We start from the raw sequence: 19,287 nt of genomic DNA, 5'->3' as shown, positions 1-19,287 counted from the left end.
TGCAGGCTTGCCGTGGATTATCAAAATCACAGCATCCACGGGAGCTTGCGTCCTTCAAGCCGGTACAAGAACCGGTTGGCAGCGCCGATATTTTCGTCCGCCCTTAATAAAAATCAGGAGACACCATGTGCAATCGAATTGCTTCAGCAGTCTTGTTCGGCCTTTCTACGCTGGTCGCCGGATGCGCGACTTCACCTTCCACGATGCATGAATACGGACAGCCCGAAGTGCTCGTCGCTCCGTCGAACTTCAAAGGCGTTCACGGCCTGGCCGTCGACACAAAGGGGCGTTTGCTCGCCGGCAGCGTGATCGGGAGTGCGATCTACGAAGTCGATCGCAACAGCGGCAAGGCATCGGTCTTCATTCCTGCGCCAGAGGGGCAGGCGGACGACATTGCGATCGGCCCGAAGGGCGAGTTGGCATGGACTTCCTTTCTTCAGGGCGTGCTGCGCTATCGCGAGTCCGATTCTGCGCCGATCAAGGTCTTGGCCAAGGATCTGACGGGCATCAATTCGCTTGCCTTTGACCAGAAAAATGGACGTCTTTACGCCTCGCAGGTGTTCCTCGGCGATGCGCTGTGGGAGATCGACATCGGCGGTCAGAAACCGCCGCGCCTGATCAAGAAGGAGCTGGGCGGCCTGAACGGGTTTGAAGTCGGCAAGGACGGCTGGATCTACGGACCGCTCTGGTTCAAGGGACAGATCGTGAAGGTCAATCCTGATTCGGGTGAAGTGAAGACGCTTGCATCCGGCATGAAGACGCCTGCCGCTGCAAACTTCGATTCAAAAGGCAATCTGTACGCAGTCGATACCAAAAGCGGAGAGCTGGTGCGAATCGACCCGGCCAGCGGAAGCAAGACGACCGTCGCGCAATTGAAGAGCGCGCTCGACAACCTGGCGATCGACAAGCAGGACCACATTTATGTCTCCAACATGGCGGACAACTCGATCGAGGAAGTCGACCCCGCGAGCGGAAAATCGCGCTATATCACCAAGGGCGAAGTCGCCGTGCCGGGCGGTCTCAAGCTCTCTGCGGACGGAAAGACCTTGTACGTCGCCGACATTTTCGCCCTGCGAGCGGTCGATACTCAAACAGGCAAAGTCACCGACATCAAGCGCATGCAGGACTCCGATCTGGAATATCCGTTCACGGTCGGCGCCAGCGACAAGCACTTGCTGTTGACAAGCTGGTTTACCAGCAGCCTGCAAATCATCGACCGCGGGGCCATGAAGACTGTTGCCGAGCTGGGCGGATTCAAGGCGCCGACCGATGCGGTTGAACTGCCGGATGGTTCGGTTCTCGTATCCGAAATCGCTACGGGCAATCTGGTGCGGCTTAACGGCGACGGCTACAAGAATCGGGAAGTCGTGCTTCAGGGGCTCGAGGGGCCGGTGCAGTTAATCCTTGCGCGAGATGGCAATCTCTATGTGACCGTCGCCGCAGGCAAGCTGATCCGCATCAACACGAAGGATTGGAGCAAATCGGTCGTCGCGGAAGGCCTCAAATTGCCGGAAGGCCTGGCCGAAACGCCGAACGGGCGCCTTATCATTGCGGAAGCGGCAGCACGGCAGTTGACTGAAATCGACCCGATTGGCGGCACGCGCCGGGTGATCGCGGGCGATTTGCCGATTGGCTTCGAGGGTGGTGCAGGCATGCCGCCGTCGTACATCCCAACGGGCGTCGCGATCGACGCACGCGGAAATGTCTACTTTAGCGCCGATCGCAACAACGCGATTTACCGCATCCCCAACCGCTGAGGTAACGACGCCTCAATTCGGAACACGCTGCGGCAGCCACGAACGGGCTGCCGCATTGACAGGCAATCAGCGATCCCATTGTAATTCAGCGAGTTCGCCAGTGCGAACGGCACCGCCGGCATTTGTCAGGATTTGCATTGCGGCGACAGGGAGAACGATTTCGCTTGAAATTTATTGGTCATATGGTAAATTGAATCTTGCTGCAAAGAAAGATAGTTAAAATCAATAACGCGGTGATTTATCACTATTAAGACAAGCACAAGGGGACACACATGAAGAAAAGCATGATCGCGGTAGCAGTACTGGGAGCGCAATTTGCTATCTCGGCCGGAGCGTTAGCGGCGGGCGATCGCGGTTCCGAAGCTGAAGCACAAGCCATGGTGAAGCAGGCGGTCGCATTGATCAAATCGGCAGGACCGGAAAAAGCCTACAAAAGCTTTACCGATCATCCCGATGGGGCATTCAAGGACCGCGATCTGTACGTTTTTGTCTACGACTTCGAAGGCAACTGCCTTGCGCAAGGCGCCAATCCGAAGATGGTCGGAAAGAACCTGATCGGCATGAAAGATGTCGACGGCAACGCGCTCATCAAGGGAATGATCGACATGGTCAAGAGCAAGGGACCGGGGTGGTACGGCCCCTACAAGTTTAACAATCCCAACACGAACGTCTACGAACCCAAGAAATCGTATTGCGAGCAAGGTGCCGGCAATACGATCGTCTGCGTTGGCATTCACATGCCGCGATGAAGCAAGGCTGACCGGACGCGGCGCCGGTCGGTCACCGGCCGGCCCGCTCCCGCGTTGCAAGGCCTGGAAGCCGAATCGATGGTCTTTGGCGCCGGGAACCGATTCCAAGGTGGCGCTTGAATTCGTTCACTCCTCAGCGCCGGGAGAGTAGAGACCGAATCGACGCGCAGCAAGCACTGCCTGGGTTCGATTGACGACATTCAATGCGCGGAAGATTGATGAAATATGGGTCTTGATGGTGATTTCCGCAACACCCAATCGAAGGCCGATTTCTTTGTTGGAGAGGCCTTGGCACAGATAGACGAGCGTCTCTCGCTGACGTGGGGTCAGCATTAACAAGGGCTCATCCCCGACGGCTTGATTGCCCCTGGCCGTAATCCACTCCGACTCGAGCCGCTCGCCAGCCAGGACCTTCGCGACCACCTCCGAGATCACTTTTGTCGACACCGCCTTGGAGATAAAACTCTTTGCGCCTGCTCGCAGCACTGCGGCCACTTCGCGGCGATCCTCTGAAGCCGAAACGACGACGATGGCCGCATCTGCATACTTTCGATGTAACGAGGCCACCGCTTCCACGCCGTGCATTCCGGGGAGTCCCAGATCGAGCAGTATCAGAGCGAGGCCATCCAGGTTGCTGGACAGGGAAAGCGCCTCTTCAGTCGAACTTACGGCGATCACACTGGAATTTCCCAGCAGGCCGCGCAGGAACATCATGAGCGCGTCGCGGTAGATAGGGTGGTCCTCAACGATGAGTGCAGATTTTGTCATGAGCCAAGTGATGTGAATGCGTGGTGGTGACCGTAGGTCATATATTACTTCTGAGTTGAATATTGTTCTATTTTCTATAAAAATGCGAGGGTAGCGCTGCCGACCGGCACAGAACAACGGACGAACTCTCCCTCACTCCACTGTGCCGCCTCGTCCTTTCTGCCTTGGGACACAGGTTTAGCCGGGCTTCTGTCGCCACTCCGGCAACCCACGGCGAGCAGCGGAAAGATCCGATGGAACATTCCGGCACGTGGGAGGAGCGACGTGGCGGCTTATCGATTCACACAAATACGCTTTTTCCTCTTGAGGTGATCCCTGTCATCCGCCAGTGCGTAGGCGGTCCAGACCGCCTTGGGCGTGGCGGGCAAGGTGGATAGCAGGGCTGAGACGCGATCATAGGGTAGCGACAGGAGGCCCGTGATGGTCTGCGAGGTGTAGACGCTCCGGGTGCCGGTCGTGTATTCGGTCCAGGTACGCCCATCATGCATCCAGGTGCGACCGTTCGTATCTCTGGCCCCAATATAGATATAGCCAGGCTTGCCGACATCTTCCCACCTGACCTTGCTGACGATCTGCCCGGACGGTGCGGATGCCAAGCTGCTGCAGGTCGGCGCGAGTTGTTCCGATGCGCCGCTCAACAGAGCAACCTCTTGCTGCCAGTAGGAGGGCAGCGAGCCCCAGGTGTTTTCGCCCGCCTGCCAGTTCCCGCCGATATCCGTGGCATAGAACAAGTCCACGTTGGTCGCCTTCGCTTGGGCGAGAACGGCATTCAGGCCGTCCAGGGTCTTCACGGAATGAATCAGATGCCAGGTCGTCACACCCTTGTTCAGAGCGGTCGTGGTGGATACCTGAACGTTCTGTGCTTGCGCGGCATAAGCGTTCTGATCGCTTTCGAACAACACCAGGATGTCGCCCGCTTCCGCACCCGCCACTGCACAGTTATCCGGCACGCCTGCATTGAACGCGATCGTTGCGTTGCCCTTGTATTTATAGACGATGTCGCGCAGGCGCTGGTATTCGGCAGGGAACGCATTGCAATCCCAGGCTGCGGGAGCGGCTTCGTCGAAGAAGATGCCTTCCAGGCGCGGCATGTTGGTGAAATACGCTTGAACCTGCGCCTCGATCCTCTCCCAGGTCTGGCACTGGCCGATCGCGTCACAAGTATGGTTGAAGTAGCCTGTCGGGACATAACCGAGCATGGCTATATCGCGCCGCGCGGCCTTTCTCACAATCGTCTTGTAGTCACTCAGGTTCGGAACAAGCGTCTTGGTTTGGCCTGCAGAGACGAATATGCCGTTGTCCGGATTGACAAGCGCCACCGAGCCCTCCGGCAACTGGTCATAGAGCGCCTGGTTAGTACCCCAGTAGCTGATGACGCCGATGTCGGTATTGGCGGGCGCCGCGCTGGAAGCGAGCAATGCGGCAATAAGAAGTAGCAGTGATTTCATACGCGGCTTTCCCATGAATTGAAGTTGTGTTGTGCAGTCCAAAATGCGACCTTGCGGCTGCCTCGTCGAAAAGATGCGGATTTGCGCGTGTCAGGTTCAAAGTGAAACAAGTGATGCAAGCGAAACGGAAATGTGCAAAATCCTGGGAGCCGGCTTGGGTACCGGCCGAAATGGATCGCATTTTTCCGGTGTCGAGAAGTGCCGCTAGTCGATTGCGCCGTGCCTCTTGTTGAGGTCTGGTGCTCAGTATTCGCATGTCCCATCGTCAAGTGCCAAGTCTTCTTGAGATATCCGGAAGTGAAAGCAAAAATGCCTGGTTCCATTGTCATTCGTGATGAGAATTTCTCGTTTCAATTTCCGTGAATCAAATTACTTTCCGCGGTGTGGAAATTAACATTTAACTGACGCTTTGCAATTTATACAGAAGTATGTTCTTTGATCACGGTTGCAATGTAGCGTGAAGAACGAGGAACTGCCGCGTCGTTGCACGAGGTCGACAGGGGGTGGCTTTTGCACGATCAGTCGTCCCGTAGAGCTGCTACAGCAGAAAAGGTGAAGTCGAGAGAGGGTGGCGTGGATTGTCGCCATCTGCCGAATTTGTATAGTCGGTGACTTGAATCGTCAGAATGTTCTTGTGCCGAAGCGCGATCGTATATACCTCCGAGGCGGGGAACGGCTTCAATATGTCCAGAGCTTCATTCAGCAGGCTGAGCGCCGATGCCGGTTGGTCCAGCATTTGCAAGGTGTTACCGGTATTTACAAGACACCATCCAATGCTGATTGGCCAGTCGGCGGAGCGAGCGAGTTCAAGGCCGCGTTGCATCCACTCGAGAGCACTGTCAAGCTTGCCCAGCTTGGAAAATGCAGTACCAATCCGGGCGGACACAATGATGGCTCGCTTGATCTGACCGGTCGCCAGCGCCGCGCCATAGGTGCGCATCCCGGTTGCAAGTGCAGTCTTGAAATCGCCTGACTCAAAAGCGAGCGTCGTTCGGAAATCGTCGGCAAGGGCTTCCAGGCTGGGGTCGACGTATGAGAGTGGAGCGTCGACATGACTGCTCCAGCGCGCCTGTGCGGCACCACGATCGAGAAGTACTGCGAGACGTGCCAGCGCAAATTTTGCGGCGGTGCAGCGCAAGCCGTCGACGGCGCTGCATGCTCTCGCGGAAAATGCCAGCTCGGCGATGCAGGTGGATTGGTCTCCACGTTCGTTCGCGATGAATCCAAGCAGCCAATGTGCGTCTGCAATACCGACTCCGTCGTCAAGCAGCGTGAATATCCGTAGTGCTTCGTTTGCTCGCTCCTCGGCCTCGTCCAACCGGCCAAACAGCCATTTGGCTTCGCCACGAACCAATAGCAAGCGAGCATCGATTCGCAGACGTTCGTATTCGGGCAACACGATATGGGTGAGCAACACGCTCGCTGCATCGCCCAGGGCAAGCGCACGTCGCGTATTCCGTTGGCGCAGGTGCCACGATAACGCGACCAAAGTCTTCAGCTGATCAGCACCGCGTTGTGACGGCAGCTCGGCCTCCAGCTCCATGACCTCGTCATCGCGCGCGAACAGTTTCATTGGAAGCCCGAGCAAATGCCGTTTAGATGTGAAAATTCAAGGTGTCGCACGATGGTGCGGCCTGCCGTACGACAGAAACAGACAGCTCGGGCGTGGCGCCGTATGCATCCCGGCACGTATTGCGCCCTTCGATCTTTGCGCGATACAAGGCCTGATCGGCGAGGCCTACGGTTGCAATCCAGGACAGCAGGTGAGGATCTGTAGGCAAATGAGGAAAGCAGGAAAACCCGACAGAGCAGGTAATTGCCACCTTCAAGCCGTCGCCCAGGACAAAGTCGCGGCCCGCAACTGCGGTGCGAATGCGTTCAGCAAGTTGTGCGGCAGTGGCGCGATTGGCTGAACGCGCCACGATCAGGAATTCCTCGCCACCCCAGCGAACAAGGTAATCGGAATGCCGTGAGACTTCGCGGAGACGTTCCGCCAGTTGCACCAGCACCCGGTCACCCGCAGCATGACCATGATTGTCGTTGACTTCCTTGAAATGATCGATGTCCACCATGAAGAAGAGGAGGTCTGCCTCGTCAGGCAATCCCTGCGACCGATCATTCAAGCATTTGTCATAGCGGCGCAGGCATGCGCGGATATCGCCATCCAGATGCTCATGCAGAACGCGCCGATTTCGCAGGCCGGTCAGCGAGTCGGTAAGACTGGCCTCCCTCAGCTTCTGATTGGCATGTTCCAGTTCAAGCTTCTCGTCCATCGCTTCGCGCAATATCGTCAAGCTTTCCTTGAGCTGGCCGTGTGTTGCAGCATTGTCGAGCGCGATGGCGCCATACGCGCACAAGAGTTGGAAAATCCCTTGCTCTCGATCACCGAAAGCATGCGGTTGCCTCGACTGAATGCTCATGACGCCAAGCACATTGTTGCCAACCCTCAGGGGAAAGAACAGGGCGCTGGAATAGGTGGGCGAACAGAGGCCATGATCCTGACCGCCAAAGCGCGGAGCATCAATTGCAAGATTGCGACGTTCGCGCACGCAGCGCGCCGCGTGGGAGGTGGAATCGGCAAGCGCTATGCGGTGCGGCGCAAGCGGCTTGTCGGCGTCGACGCCGAATGCCAGGTTCAAGGACAGGGTATTCGGATCGAGTAAATAGACGAGGAATGAATCTGCACTGACGAGTTCATGCAGATATAGGTTCAGCGCCTGAAAGATCGCGGCGGGATCGAGTTGTGTGGTGATTTCTTGCGCCATTGCGGACAAATGCTCCAGGACGACATCGGCTTGCTGCACGAGGTCGCAGCGCTTCGCTTCCGTCAGAATTAAATTGCTTGCGATGTTCATGGCGAGCACAGTACCCAGCGCTTTGCAACGATTTGCATTTCAAAAATGAGTTCTGGTCGACTGCAATTTGCGTGAAAGATGTATCGGACAAGTTGCTTGGGCCAGAGGATGTTGTCTTCTCAATACCGGTTTCCGCACTGCGGAAATATGTCTGCATGATGGAAACAGTAACCGCCAGTTATCTTTAAAGCATCTATACGGAAGTATGTGCGCGAGGTGGAAAGTGAAGAGTATCAAGGCGTTGCGCCGACTTTGGTGTTGCCATGTGACCGCCGTAACCACCTGTAGCGGTTGGCATTTCATACGGGCGCCTCGTTTGTCGGATCGCAGCTCAGGACAAAGCTTGGGTGAAGCATCGCTGAGATGGAGGGAAAGCACTCCATACTTTCGTATAGATTGCCTGACAACAATCGACACTGCATGATTGCGCCACAGTGTTCCTCGTCCGAATTTCACGGATACAGAGCCTTCAAGCCTTGCAGCGTGACAAGCTGGGTTGCGATTTTCGTCGCCGTTGGCGGTTCAGGCCGGTGCCGCATCCTGCTCTCTGAGGATAGCGCCGACTGGAATTCCGATTGCCGGTGACGATGGTCGTCAAAGGAACTTGCAGGAATTCAGAAAATTTCGGTATGGCAATAGGCAGGTTGAGACAGCGGGTGCCGGATGATAGAGCCAAATGACACAACGCCGTTGCAATCAGCTGCGGACCGTATCGCAGCCTTTCTTGCGCTGATTCGCCCATTGCTCGTCGAGCAGGAATTCCCGCTCGCTGCGTCGGAATTCCTGTCCAGGCTGACCCAAGTGACGGCTTGCGACCGGGCGAGCCTGGGATTCGTCGACGGCCATACCGTCAAGGTGTGCGCTGTTTCGCGCCACTATCAGGACATGGTCGATGCGGTCTTGCCGGAAGTCGCTGCAGCAATGGAGGAGAGCGTGCTGCAGGATTCATTGCTGGCCTATCCGCATTCCCTGAGCGACTTCCCTTATATTGTCGTCGCTCATGCGGACTTGGCGCGACGCAATAATCTATCGAATGTACTGACCGTGCCGTTGGCTCGACAGGGCGTACTGATCGGCGCTATCACACTGGAAAATTGCAAGACCGATGCCTCGGATTTTGACCAGATCTGGCTGCTGAAAAAACTCGCCTCGGATATCGGGCCGCTGCTTTACCTGAAATGGTCATTGCAACGACCTCTGTGGGTTCGGTTGTTGAGCATGCTTCGCCCCAATCCGTTTGCTGAATCCGATTCCAGGCCGCGGCAGATACGGATTGCGGGCACGGCGCTTGCGATGTTGTGCGCAGTGATGTTCTTTATCATTCCGTTCCCGAACAAGATATCTGGCCAGGCTCGGCTTGAAGCATCGGTCCAACGTCTCATCACCGCACCGATTGACGGCTACCTGAAAGAAGTGCGGGTGCGGCCGGGCGATCGCGTACGGGCGAACCAGCTGCTGGCGGTATTGGACGAAGACACCCTGCTTGCCCAGCGTCGGAAGGTCGAAGCTGAAGCCGCTCAGCTTGAAAATTCGCTTGCTGAGGCAATGGTAAAAGCAGATCGCACCCAAGTCGCGATCCGGAGCGCGAAGCTGGATGAGGTCGTCGCACAAAGAGATCTTATCGACAATCAGCTGTCTCAGACCCGGCTGATTGCGCCATTTGACGGCGTGGTTATCAAAGGCGATCTGACACAGATGCTGGGTTCTCCGTTGAAGCGCAGTGATACCTTGCTGACTTTGTCGAAAGGTGACGGTTTTCGCGTCATTGTGGAAGTCGATGAACGGGATATCTCGGATATCCGGGCCGGGCAGGACGGCACGCTCGTGTTGGCTGCCCTTCCTTCCGAAACCTTCCGCATTCGGACTTTGCGGATGACGCCGGTCGCAAACGTCACACCGGAGGGGAAAAACGTATTCGAAGTGGAAGCTGCAGTGGAGTCAGGGCGCATTGCGAGCCTGGCGCCCGGACTGAAAGGCGTCGCGAAAATCACCACTGGCAGCGAGCCGGTGGGCTGGAAATGGATTGCCGGCGTTTGGCACGCTCTGGTCTACGCCATCTGGAGCCGGCTCGGATGACTCACCCTACAGGAGAGGGCTCGCTGTATAGCGCGTACTGGTACCGCGTGGGGCCGCTGACGCCGCGCCTGCAACCAGGAACCCGTATTCAACGACAAATCCTGCGCGGCGAGGAATGGTTTGTCTTCACGCACCCGATCAGCGGACAGCACTATCGCCTGAACAGGAAGGCCTATGAGCTCATTGGGCGTTTCAACGGAGAGTACACACTCGATGCGCTGTGGACAGGCTTGCAGCGCACGCTTGGCGACGATGCGCCGACACAAGACGAAGTGATTGCCGTGCTCGCGCAACTGCTGGAAATCGGATTGGTGCTCTTCGACAGCTTGCCCGACTTGTCGATGCTGCAGCAATATCAACATGCACAGCGCAAGCGAAAACGTATTACGGGCCTCAATCCGTTTGCGTTCCGGCTGCGCTTGTTCAATCCCGAATCGCTATTGGATAAATTGTCGCCGCTGAAGTCCATATTGATGCATCGGGTAACCGCCTGGACCTGGTGTGTGCTTGTCGCATGGGCGCTGGCGCGTACCGCACTCGACTGGGGAGAGATCCATGCGTATGCGAAGATCCATCTACTGACCCCGCGCTGCCTGTTTCTGGCATGGGCCGCCTATCCGGCAATGAAGTTTCTGCACGAACTCGGGCATGCGCTCGTGGTGCGCCACTGGGGAGGGCGAGTAAAAGAGGCAGGTATCGGTTTCTTTCTGCTGGTGCCTGCGCCGTATGTCGATGCGTCAGCTGCGACTGCACTTGGCGCGAAGTGGCGGCGTGCCGCGGTCGGTTTCGCCGGTATTGCGGTTGAACTGGCGCTGGCGGCACTGGCATTAGGCGTCTGGAGCCTGACGGAAGACGGCTTGGTGCGAGACCTGGCCCTTGTGGTCATGGTAATCGGTGGCGTATCCACCGTGATGTTCAACGGCAATCCATTGCTGCGCTACGATGGCTATTACATCCTGTGCGACCTTATCGAACTGCCGAATCTGGCTTCACGCAGCCAGAACTGGTGGGCACAACGCGCACGTTATCTCCTTGGGAGCGGCGGCGGCAAACCGGTGCACGGCAGCGAACTCTTCTGGCTCGTGTTCTATGCACCGTCGTCGTGGCTCTACCGTCTCGCGATCTCGGTCGTCATCGTGCAATGGGTCGTGACGAAGTCAATTCTGGCTGGACTGATAGCGCTGCTATGGCTGGCTTTTGTATTGCTCCTGCGTCCAACCTGGGGCTGGATATCCGGCTTCTCCATCGCAGTGCAAACCGGCAGCCAAAGTTGGAAAAGGCTTGCGGCGGTCGCGAGTGCGGTCGTGCTTGCGTTCGGCGCCTTGTTTTTCGTTCCCGTGCCGGATGGGGCGGTGGCGAAGGGAATCGTATGGCTACCGGAACAATCGCAAGTGCGGACCGGTAGCGCGGGCCAGGTGGCCGCCATCCTGGCGCGAGACGGCCAGCACGTGATCAAGGGCCAGGCGTTGGTGAGCATCGATGCGCCGGATCTGCTTGCCGAGAAGCGAGGCCTGCTGGCTCGGATCGCAGCGGCAGAAACCGAACAGGCCAACGGTTGGCAGACATCACTACAACAAGGCCGCAATGCGTCAGACCAGATTTCGCGTCTGCGGGCGGACCTTGCGCAGCTTGATGAACTTATCGCCGGCCTGACCTTGCGCGCCGAAGTCGACGGCAGGTTTGTCTTGCCGCATCAGGACGAGCTGTTGGGCCGGCATGTGCCGAAGGGCGCGCTCGTCGCCTATGTCCTGGCCCCTGACAGTGCGACGGTGCGGGTCGCGGTTTCTCAAGATGATATTGGCCGCATAGGATCGGAAGCGCGTGCGATTTCAGTGCGGCTGGCCGAAACCGGCAACCAACTTTTTGCGGGTCGGCTGGTGCGAATGGAGCCCGCGGCGACACGCACACTGCCCAGCAAGGCTATCGGCGATCGTGGAGGCGGCAGCCTGATCACGGATCCGGCGGATCCCGAGGGTGTGACCGCGCTGGAGCCGGTTTTCCTGGTGGATGTTCAAGTGCCGGAGTACAGCCTCATGCACGCCGGAAGCCGTGCTGCGGTTCGTTTCAGCTACGACGCCAAACCACTGGTAGAGGTTGTTGTCTGGCGATTTCGGCAGTTATTCCTGAGAATATTTTCCATGGCGGCGCAGTGATGCATAAAACCCTCAGCATTCCGCGACCTGGCGTGCGTTACGGAGCCTATCCCGAGCGAGTGCGTGAGCGCGAACCGTCGCCGTTGTTTTCGGTGGAACTGCTTCGTGCGCGGCTGTCCAGTGCGCGATCGCCTGCTTCCTGGGAACGAGCCGGCTTCCTTCGCCTGATTCACCAGAGAAGGGCCAGGCTGATCGGATGTGACAAGGAGTTTGTCGCCGCCGGCATTCGCCAGATGCGTTCCCGGCTCATTCTGGATGGAATGCAAACGCAGCTGGTTGCAGAAGTCTTCGGTCTGATCGATGCCACATTGCATGCGTACCTCAACCTGAGGCTGCACGATACGCAATTCCTGGCGGCGTGGTTAATGCTGGACCGGCGCTTGATCGAGATGCAGACAGGGGAAGGCAAGACGCTTGCCGTCGCGGTCGCCGCCGCCACTTGTGCACTTGCAGGCATCCCGGTTCACGTGGTGACGAGCAATGACTACCTCGTTGAACGAGATGCTGCCTGCTTGGCGCCAGTTTTTCATGCTCTCGGGCTGACTGTCGGCACGGTGATCTCCGGCATGTCTACCCAACCGCGCGCACAAGCCTATCGCTGCGACATCACCTATTGCACCGCAAAAGAGCTGGCCTTCGATTATTTGCGGGATCATCTGGCGTCGCCAGCGGATAGGGGCATTGACCAGGGGCCGGCAGAGCATCGATTGCGCGGCCTGTGCATGGCGATCGTGGACGAGGCAGACAGTGTGTTGATCGACGAAGCCCGCATGCCATTGATCCTGAGCGAGGGGGCGCCGAATCGAGAACAGTCGGCGTTTTACCGGCAGGCGCTGTTCCTGGCAGCACAGCTCAGTCAAGATCGCGATTTTCTGCTGGAGTATCGCCAGCGGACAGCCTGCCTCACGGCAGAGGGGAAACGGCACGCCGAGATTCTCGCCGGGCACATGGGGGCGGGATGGAGCGCAGTGCGACGGCGCGAGGAGACACTCTGCCTTGCTCTGGCTGCGCAGCATCTGTTCGTGCGGGACGTGCATTACCTGGTGCGCGACAAACAGGTAATCATCATTGACGAGACGACGGGGCGTCCGGCAGAGGGGCGGGTCTGGTCAAGCGGGCTTCAACAACTGATCGAGACAAAGGAAAACTGCCCCTTGACCGAACCCGCACAAACCGCAGCGCAGATTACCTTCCAGCGTTTCTTTTCCAGATATCTGCGCCTGTCCGGCGTAAGCGGGACGCTGTCCGAGGCGCGGGATGAATTGCTTGCCATTTATGGTTTGCCGGTGGTGCAGGTTCCTTTGCTCTTTCCGTGTCGGCGCCGAATTCTTCCCGGCCGCGTGTTCCTGGATAAATCCCTGCAATGGCGCTATGTCGTCGGCAGGGTGCGTGAACTGGCTGCATTGGGGCAGCCGGTGCTGATTGGCACTGGTTCGGTCAATGATTCCGAGGCATTGTCGGAACAGCTTGCGCGCGCCGGCATACGACATGCCGTCCTCAATGCACGTTGCAATGCCGACGAGGCGCGCACGATCGCCGAAGCCGGGCAAGCGGGTGCAGTCACGGTGTCCACCAACATGGCCGGGCGCGGTACCGACATCAGGCTCGGCGCGGATGTTGCTGCCCTGGGCGGACTGCATGTGATTGTGTGCCAATCGAACGACTCCCGGCGCATTGATCGGCAACTATATGGCCGCTGCGCGCGGCAGGGGGACCCGGGCAGCGTGGAGCAGTTGTATTGCGTCGAGGACAGCCTGTCATCGATGTCTCTTTTCGCGAAGATTGCTGCGCGATTCGGACGTGTGACTGAGGCTGCCTCTGAATTGCCGCGCTGGCTCACGGTTTTGTTTTTGATCGAGCAAGCCGGAAGGGAAAGATTGCGACGCCGAGAGCATTGGCTTTTGTTTTTGAATGATCGTTGGAGAGATCGGCAGCTTGCTTTTATTGGCCGGAATGAGTGATGCAATGGAGCGGGGACGGAGCGCTATGCGAGTACTGAAGACAGCGATGGTCGTGGTGTTGATGGCGGGGCGATACGGATGGGCGGCGCCGCTGGCATGCTTGATTGAACCCGAGAAAGTGACGGAGATCGGCTCACCCTCCATCGGAATTATCGAAAGAATTCCGGTGGAGCGAGGTGACTTTGTCAAAGCCGGGCAAGTGGTGGCCTACCTGAGGGCCGATATCGAACGTGCTTCCGTCGCCGTCGCGTCCACACGGGCCAATGCCGAGGCGGACCTCAAGGCAGCAATCGCCGGACATGACCTTGCGCAGGCAAAAGTTGCGCGCGCGCGCGAGCTGGCGGGTGTGGGTTTTATCTCGAAAGAAGCGGTGGATCAGGCCGAAGCGGAAGCCAGGATCGCGAAAAATCGCGTTGCGCAAGCGCAGGAAGCAAAAACCATCGCCCAGCAGGAATTGGCGCTGTCCAGCTCCCAACTTGCGCAACGCAGTATTACCAGCCCGTTTGCGGGCATAGTGGTGGACCGTTACCGGACTGAAGGCGAGCGTGTGGAACGGGACCCGATCGTGCGTGTCGCAAAAATAGACCCGCTACGTGTTGAAGTTGTCCTGCCCTTGGCGGAGTTCGGCAATGTTGCCGTTGGCGCACCAGTCAAACTCAAGACAGATATCACTGGCGAGAAGAGCCTGATCGCAAAGGTGGTTCTGGTCGATCGCGTGATCGATGCCGCCAGCAACACATTTCGTGCCCGCTTGAGCCTGCCGAACCCGGACCACAGCATTCCTGCGGGATTGCGTTGTGTCGCCGATTTCGGGAATGGGCAAAAACCGAAGCACGGTACGCCGGCTCCGGCCGGCGGCGCTGATAGCGTTGCACAGTCCTCGCATTCAGGAGAGGTCGCGAATGCGCCTCGAATCGACCGAGTATCACAGCAAGTACAAGCTGTGCCGGCAAGACAGTGAGTGAAGGAGCAGAGCATGTCCGCAAGGCTTGATTCGAGCTCGTTGATCGTCGAGGCGATTGAGCCTCGTATTCTCTATTCCGCCGACGCATCGTCGCTGTTGGGCGGTGGCTTGGCGCTGCCGCTTGGAGATCATGGTCTCAACAACGTCGATCGCATTGGCAGCTCCGTGCTGGCGCCGATATCCTTGAGCCAATCGACGATCGATGGATCCGAAACTGAAAGTCGGCAGAGACACGAGATCGTATTCATCGATAGCGCCGTCGCCGGGTCGGAGGAACTTGCACGCAGGCTCGCGGCGAGCAATACCGATGCGCGTTCACTGGAAGTCGTCATACTCGACTCCGGGCAGGATGGCGTTGAGCAAATCAGCAAGGTTCTTGGACTGCACCGGAATCTGGATGCGGTGCACCTCATTTCGCATGGAGAGGATGGCGCGCTTCAAATCGGCGATACCCACCTCGACAGCCGGAGCCTGCTGGGCAACGCTGTTGCGATTTCGAAGTGGGGCGATGCACTGCGCGAGGATGGCGACATTCTTCTTTATGGTTGCGATGTCGCTGCCGACGAGTCCGGGCGCGATTTTGTCAGGGCCCTTGGTCAACTGACTGGTGCGGATATCAATGCCAGCGCAAACCTGACAGGCACCAGTGCATTGGGAGGTGACTGGACGCTTGAATTCGCCACCGGCAAAATCGAATCGGCACTTGCGCCTGACCTCGGCGCCAGGGCCGAATTCAATGCGGTCCTGGCGACTTACAGCGTCACGAATACCAATGACGCCGGTGCGGGCTCCTTGCGCCGGGCAATCAATGATGCGAATGCCAATGCCGGCACGGACACCATCAATTTCAATATCGGTTCCGGTCTGCAGACGATTTCTCTCGCTTCGGCACTTCCCAACATCGCCGACGTTGTCAACATCGACGGCACTACACAACCTGGTTTTACGTCTGCCCCCATCATCGAATTGGATGGCTCGTCGGCCGGCGCAGGCGCAGATGGTTTGACGTTTCTGTCCGGCGCTTCGGGCAGCAGCGTACGCGGTCTGATCATCAACAATTTCACATCCTCCGGAATTTATGTCTTTCAGGCATCGAACATCACAGTTGCCGGAAACTATATCGGCACGGACTTCCTTGGCACGGCCGGAAGCGGAAACGGAACCTTCGGGATCGATCTCACCAGCGCGTCGAATAACACGATCGGCGGCACCAGTGCGGCGGACAGAAATGTTATTTCAGGTAACGGGGGGCCGGGGATATCCATCGATTCGGGCTCGAACAACGTCATTCTGGGCAACTATGTTGGTGTGAATTCCTTGGGAACCGGCGCGATCGCCAATGCGGGGGCCGGCATCGAGGTGGCCAATGCGTCGGGCAACATCATCGGTGGCACCGCAGCCGGCGCGGGAAATATTATTTCTGGCAACACCGGCGCAGGCCTGGAGATCAATGCGAGCAATGGCACGACGGTGCTCGGCAATTACATAGGCGTGAACGCTGCCGGTACTGGCGCAATCGGAAATGGGAGCAGCGGCGTCTGGATTTACTCTGCATCCAGCAACAATACGGTCGGCGGGGCAGCGGCCGGATCCAGAAATATCATTTCGGGCAACACCAACTACGGTGTCCTCATCGAACAAAGCAGCAACAACAGCATCCTTGGCAATTACATTGGTATCAACGCGGCCGGAACTGCCGCAGTCGGAAATACGAGTGATGGCATTCACCTGAATACCGCAAGCAGCACTGTCATTGGCGGCTCTTCGGCTGGCGCGCGAAATGTCATTTCGGGCAACGGTCGGGATGGCATCTTCGCAACCAGCAGCACCAGCAACAGCATTCTCGGAAATTACATCGGTCTGGATGCAACCGGGAATAGCGCGATAAGCAATGCGCGCGCAGGCATTTATCTTTCCAGTTCCTCCGACAACAACACAATCGGTGGCGCGACGGCGGGGGCAAGAAACGTCATCTCCGGCAATGCCTTTTATGGAATCTATGTCGGCGCTTCCAGCAACAATGTCATCCAGGGGAATTATATCGGCACCGATTCAACGGGCTCTGCTGCTCTCGCCAATGCGAGCGACGGTATCCGATTCCAGGGAGCGGCGCTCAACAACACGGTTGGCGGGACGGCGGCCGGTGCTGGGAATATCATCGCCAACAATGGCGGCAACGGCGTTTACTTGTTCAGTACCACAGCGACTGGCAACCGGATACTTGGAAACTCGATATATAACAATACTGGCTTGGGTATCGACCTCACTCCCTCGGGCGTAAGTGCAAATGATGTCGGTGACGCGGACACCGGAGCCAATAATCTCCAGAACTCCCCGGTTCTGACCAGCGCGATAAAAACGGGGGCAAGCGTCGTTATCGCAGGTACCCTTAATAGCAATGCTTCGCGCACGTACCGGCTTGAGGTTTTTGCCAACAGCAATCCCGACGGAACAGGATATGGAGAAGGAGAGCGTTATCTTGGATCCATCCTCGTCACGACCGATGGTTCCGGCAATGCATCCTTCAATACGACGCTGGCCGCGTCCGTGCATTACAGAGAATGGATTTCTGTAACCGCCACCGACCAAACAACAAGCGATACTTCGGAATTTTCGCAGCTTCTGCAAGTTCCCGGGACAAACAGTGCGCCGTCTGGCGCCGATAACACGGTGGTGACGATCGAGAGTACTGCCTACACGTTCAGTGCCGCCGACTTTGGGTTCACGGATCCCGGCAATACGCCTGCTGACACATTATTGCGCGTGCTGATCAGCACATTGCCCTCCCAGGGAACGCTTACCTTGAATGGGGCGACTTTTGCAGCCGGCACCTACATTTCAAAGAGTGACATCGATAGCGGATTGTTGGTGTTCACGCCCGTGGCTGGCGCGTCCGGAACCGGTTATGCAAGTTTCACTTTCCAGGTGCAGGACGATGGTGGCACGGCCAATGGTGGTGTCGATCTGGATGCGTCGCCCAACACGGTGACCATTGATGTCACCGCTGTCAATGATGCGCCGGCCGGCACCGACAAGACGGTGACGACGCTTGAAGATGCTGCCTATACCTTTACAGCGACGGATTTCGGCTTCAGTGATATTAACGGCAACGCCTTGCTGTCGGTCAAGATCACGACCGTGCCGGGTGCCGGGGCCTTGACCAACAACGGTGTTGCCGTGAATGCCGGTGATTTCGTGAGCAAGGCCGATATCGACCTCGGCAGACTGGTCTTCACGCCGGCGGCCGGCGCGTCCGGAGCTTCCTATGCCAGCTTCACGTTCCAGGTACGCGACGATGGCGGCACGGCCAATGGCGGCATCGATCTGGATGCATCGCCCAACACGATGAGCATCGATGTCACCGCTGTCAATGATGCACCGGCCGGCACCGACAAGACGGTGGTGGCACTGGAAAACGGCAGCTACGTCTTCACGGCAGCCGACTTTGGTTTCAGCGACAGCGACGGCAACGCCTTGCTGTCGGTGAAGATTACGACCGTGCCGGGCGCCGGTGCCTTGACCAACAACGGTGTTGCCGTGAATGCCGGCGACTTCGTGACCAAGGCCGATATCGACCTCGGCAAACTGGTCTTCACCCCAGCGGCCGGTGCATCCGGAGCTTCCTATGCCAGCTTCACGTTCCAGGTACGCGACGATGGCGGCACGGCCAATGGCGGCATCGATCTGGATGCGTCACCCAATACCATGACGATCGATGTCACGGTCGTCAACAGTGCGCCGGCGGGCACCGACAAGACGGTGACGACGCTTGAAGATGCTGCCTATACCTTTACAGCGGCGGATTTCGGCTTCAGTGATATTAACGGCAACGCCTTGCTGTCGGTGAAGATCACGACCGTGCCGGGTGCCGGGGCCTTGACCAACAACGGTGTTGCCGTGAATGCCGGCGACTTCGTGACCAAGGCCGATATCGACCTCGGCAAACTGGTCTTCACCCCAGTGGCCGGCGCATCCGGAGTTGCCTATGCCAGCTTCACGTTCCAGGTACGGGACGATGGCGGCACGGCCAATGGCGGCATCGATCTGGATGCGTCACCCAATACCATGACGATCGATGTCACGGTCGTCAACAGTGCGCCGGCGGGCACCGACAAGACGGTGACGACGCTTGAAGATGCTGCCTATACCTTTACAGCGGCGGATTTCGGCTTCAGTGATATTAACGGCAACGCCTTGCTGTCGGTGAAGATCACGACCGTGCCGGGTGCCGGGGCCTTGACCAACAACGGTGTTGCCGTGAATGCCGGTGATTTCGTGAGCAAGGCCGATATCGACCTCGGCAGATTGGTCTTCACGCCGGCGGCCGGCGCGTCCGGGGCTTCCTATGCGAGCTTCAGCTTCCAGGTACGCGACGATGGCGGCACGGCCAATGGCGGCATCGATCTGGATGCATCGCCCAACACGATGAGCATCGATGTCACCGCTGTCAATGATGCACCGGCCGGCACCGACAAGACGGTGGTGGCACTGGAAAACGGCAGCTACGTCTTCACGGCAGCCGACTTTGGTTTCAGCGACAGCGACGGCAACGCCTT

The 19,287-nt window shown here is 57.9% G+C and carries 12 protein-coding genes; 7 read left to right on the top strand and 5 right to left on the bottom strand.

Annotated features, from left to right (window positions below):
* Positions 1-125: 125 nt before the first annotated feature.
* On the top strand, positions 126-1,757 hold the full coding sequence (locus E6W33_RS09710; RefSeq protein WP_136416956.1) for a PQQ-binding-like beta-propeller repeat protein: 1,632 nt from the start codon (positions 126-128) through the stop codon (positions 1,755-1,757).
* A 272-nt stretch (positions 1,758-2,029) separates the two neighbouring features.
* Positions 2,030-2,506 carry a cache domain-containing protein gene (locus E6W33_RS09705; protein WP_247869601.1) on the top strand — a complete coding sequence of 159 codons (477 nt, stop codon included), beginning with the start codon at positions 2,030-2,032 and terminating at the stop codon, positions 2,504-2,506.
* A gap of 126 nt (positions 2,507-2,632) precedes the next feature.
* On the opposite strand, the gene E6W33_RS09700 is transcribed toward E6W33_RS09705, so the two are convergent.
* The 5 genes from E6W33_RS09700 to E6W33_RS27520 form a co-directional block, all read right to left on the bottom strand.
* On the bottom strand, positions 2,633-3,274 hold the full coding sequence (locus E6W33_RS09700; protein WP_136416954.1) for a response regulator transcription factor: 642 nt from the start codon (positions 3,272-3,274) through the stop codon (positions 2,633-2,635).
* Between the two features lie 272 nt (positions 3,275-3,546).
* The gene (locus E6W33_RS09695) at positions 3,547-4,722 is read right to left on the bottom strand and encodes a spherulation-specific family 4 protein (protein WP_168798600.1); all 1,176 of its coding nucleotides are present in this window, start codon (positions 4,720-4,722) and stop codon (positions 3,547-3,549) included.
* 538 nt (positions 4,723-5,260) lie between these two features.
* Positions 5,261-6,295, bottom strand: coding sequence for a tetratricopeptide repeat protein (locus E6W33_RS09690; RefSeq protein WP_136416950.1), 1,035 nt, complete (start codon positions 6,293-6,295; stop codon positions 5,261-5,263).
* Between the two features lie 22 nt (positions 6,296-6,317).
* Positions 6,318-7,577 (bottom strand): GGDEF domain-containing protein, encoded by a 1,260-nt coding sequence (locus tag E6W33_RS09685; protein ID WP_136416948.1) that lies wholly within the window; start codon positions 7,575-7,577, stop codon positions 6,318-6,320.
* Between the two features lie 696 nt (positions 7,578-8,273).
* Positions 8,274-8,423, bottom strand: a complete 150-nt coding sequence (locus tag E6W33_RS27520; protein WP_247869621.1) for a hypothetical protein — start codon at positions 8,421-8,423, stop codon at positions 8,274-8,276.
* On the opposite strand from E6W33_RS27520, the gene E6W33_RS09680 reads away from it, so the two are divergent.
* From E6W33_RS09680 to E6W33_RS27000, 5 genes are all read left to right on the top strand, one after another.
* Positions 8,379-9,653 (top strand): HlyD family efflux transporter periplasmic adaptor subunit, encoded by a 1,275-nt coding sequence (locus E6W33_RS09680; RefSeq protein WP_247869617.1) that lies wholly within the window; start codon positions 8,379-8,381, stop codon positions 9,651-9,653. The two genes, E6W33_RS27520 and E6W33_RS09680, sit on opposite strands and share 45 nt — an antisense overlap.
* Entirely contained in the window at positions 9,650-11,806 is a 2,157-nt protein-coding gene (locus E6W33_RS09675; protein ID WP_168798598.1) for a biotin/lipoyl-binding protein, read from the top strand. Before E6W33_RS09680 ends, E6W33_RS09675 begins: the two co-directional genes overlap by 4 nt.
* Positions 11,806-13,767 (top strand): DEAD/DEAH box helicase, encoded by a 1,962-nt coding sequence (locus E6W33_RS09670; protein WP_136416942.1) that lies wholly within the window; start codon positions 11,806-11,808, stop codon positions 13,765-13,767. The genes E6W33_RS09675 and E6W33_RS09670 overlap by 1 nt, the downstream gene beginning before the upstream one ends.
* Before the next feature lie 25 nt (positions 13,768-13,792).
* A complete protein-coding gene (locus E6W33_RS09665; RefSeq protein ID WP_168798597.1) occupies positions 13,793-14,728 on the top strand; it encodes an efflux RND transporter periplasmic adaptor subunit in 936 nt (311 codons plus the stop codon).
* Positions 14,729-14,743: 15 nt separating this feature from the next.
* On the top strand, positions 14,744-19,287 hold a 4,544-nt coding region (locus E6W33_RS27000), incomplete at its 3' end, for a DUF4347 domain-containing protein (protein ID WP_168798596.1).

Source organism: Herbaspirillum sp. ST 5-3 (assembly GCF_004804275.1).
Taxonomy (GTDB): Bacteria; Pseudomonadota; Gammaproteobacteria; order Burkholderiales; family Burkholderiaceae_D; genus Noviherbaspirillum.
Note: the sequence above shows the minus strand (reverse complement) of the source record. Positions and strands in the feature narration are given on the sequence as shown.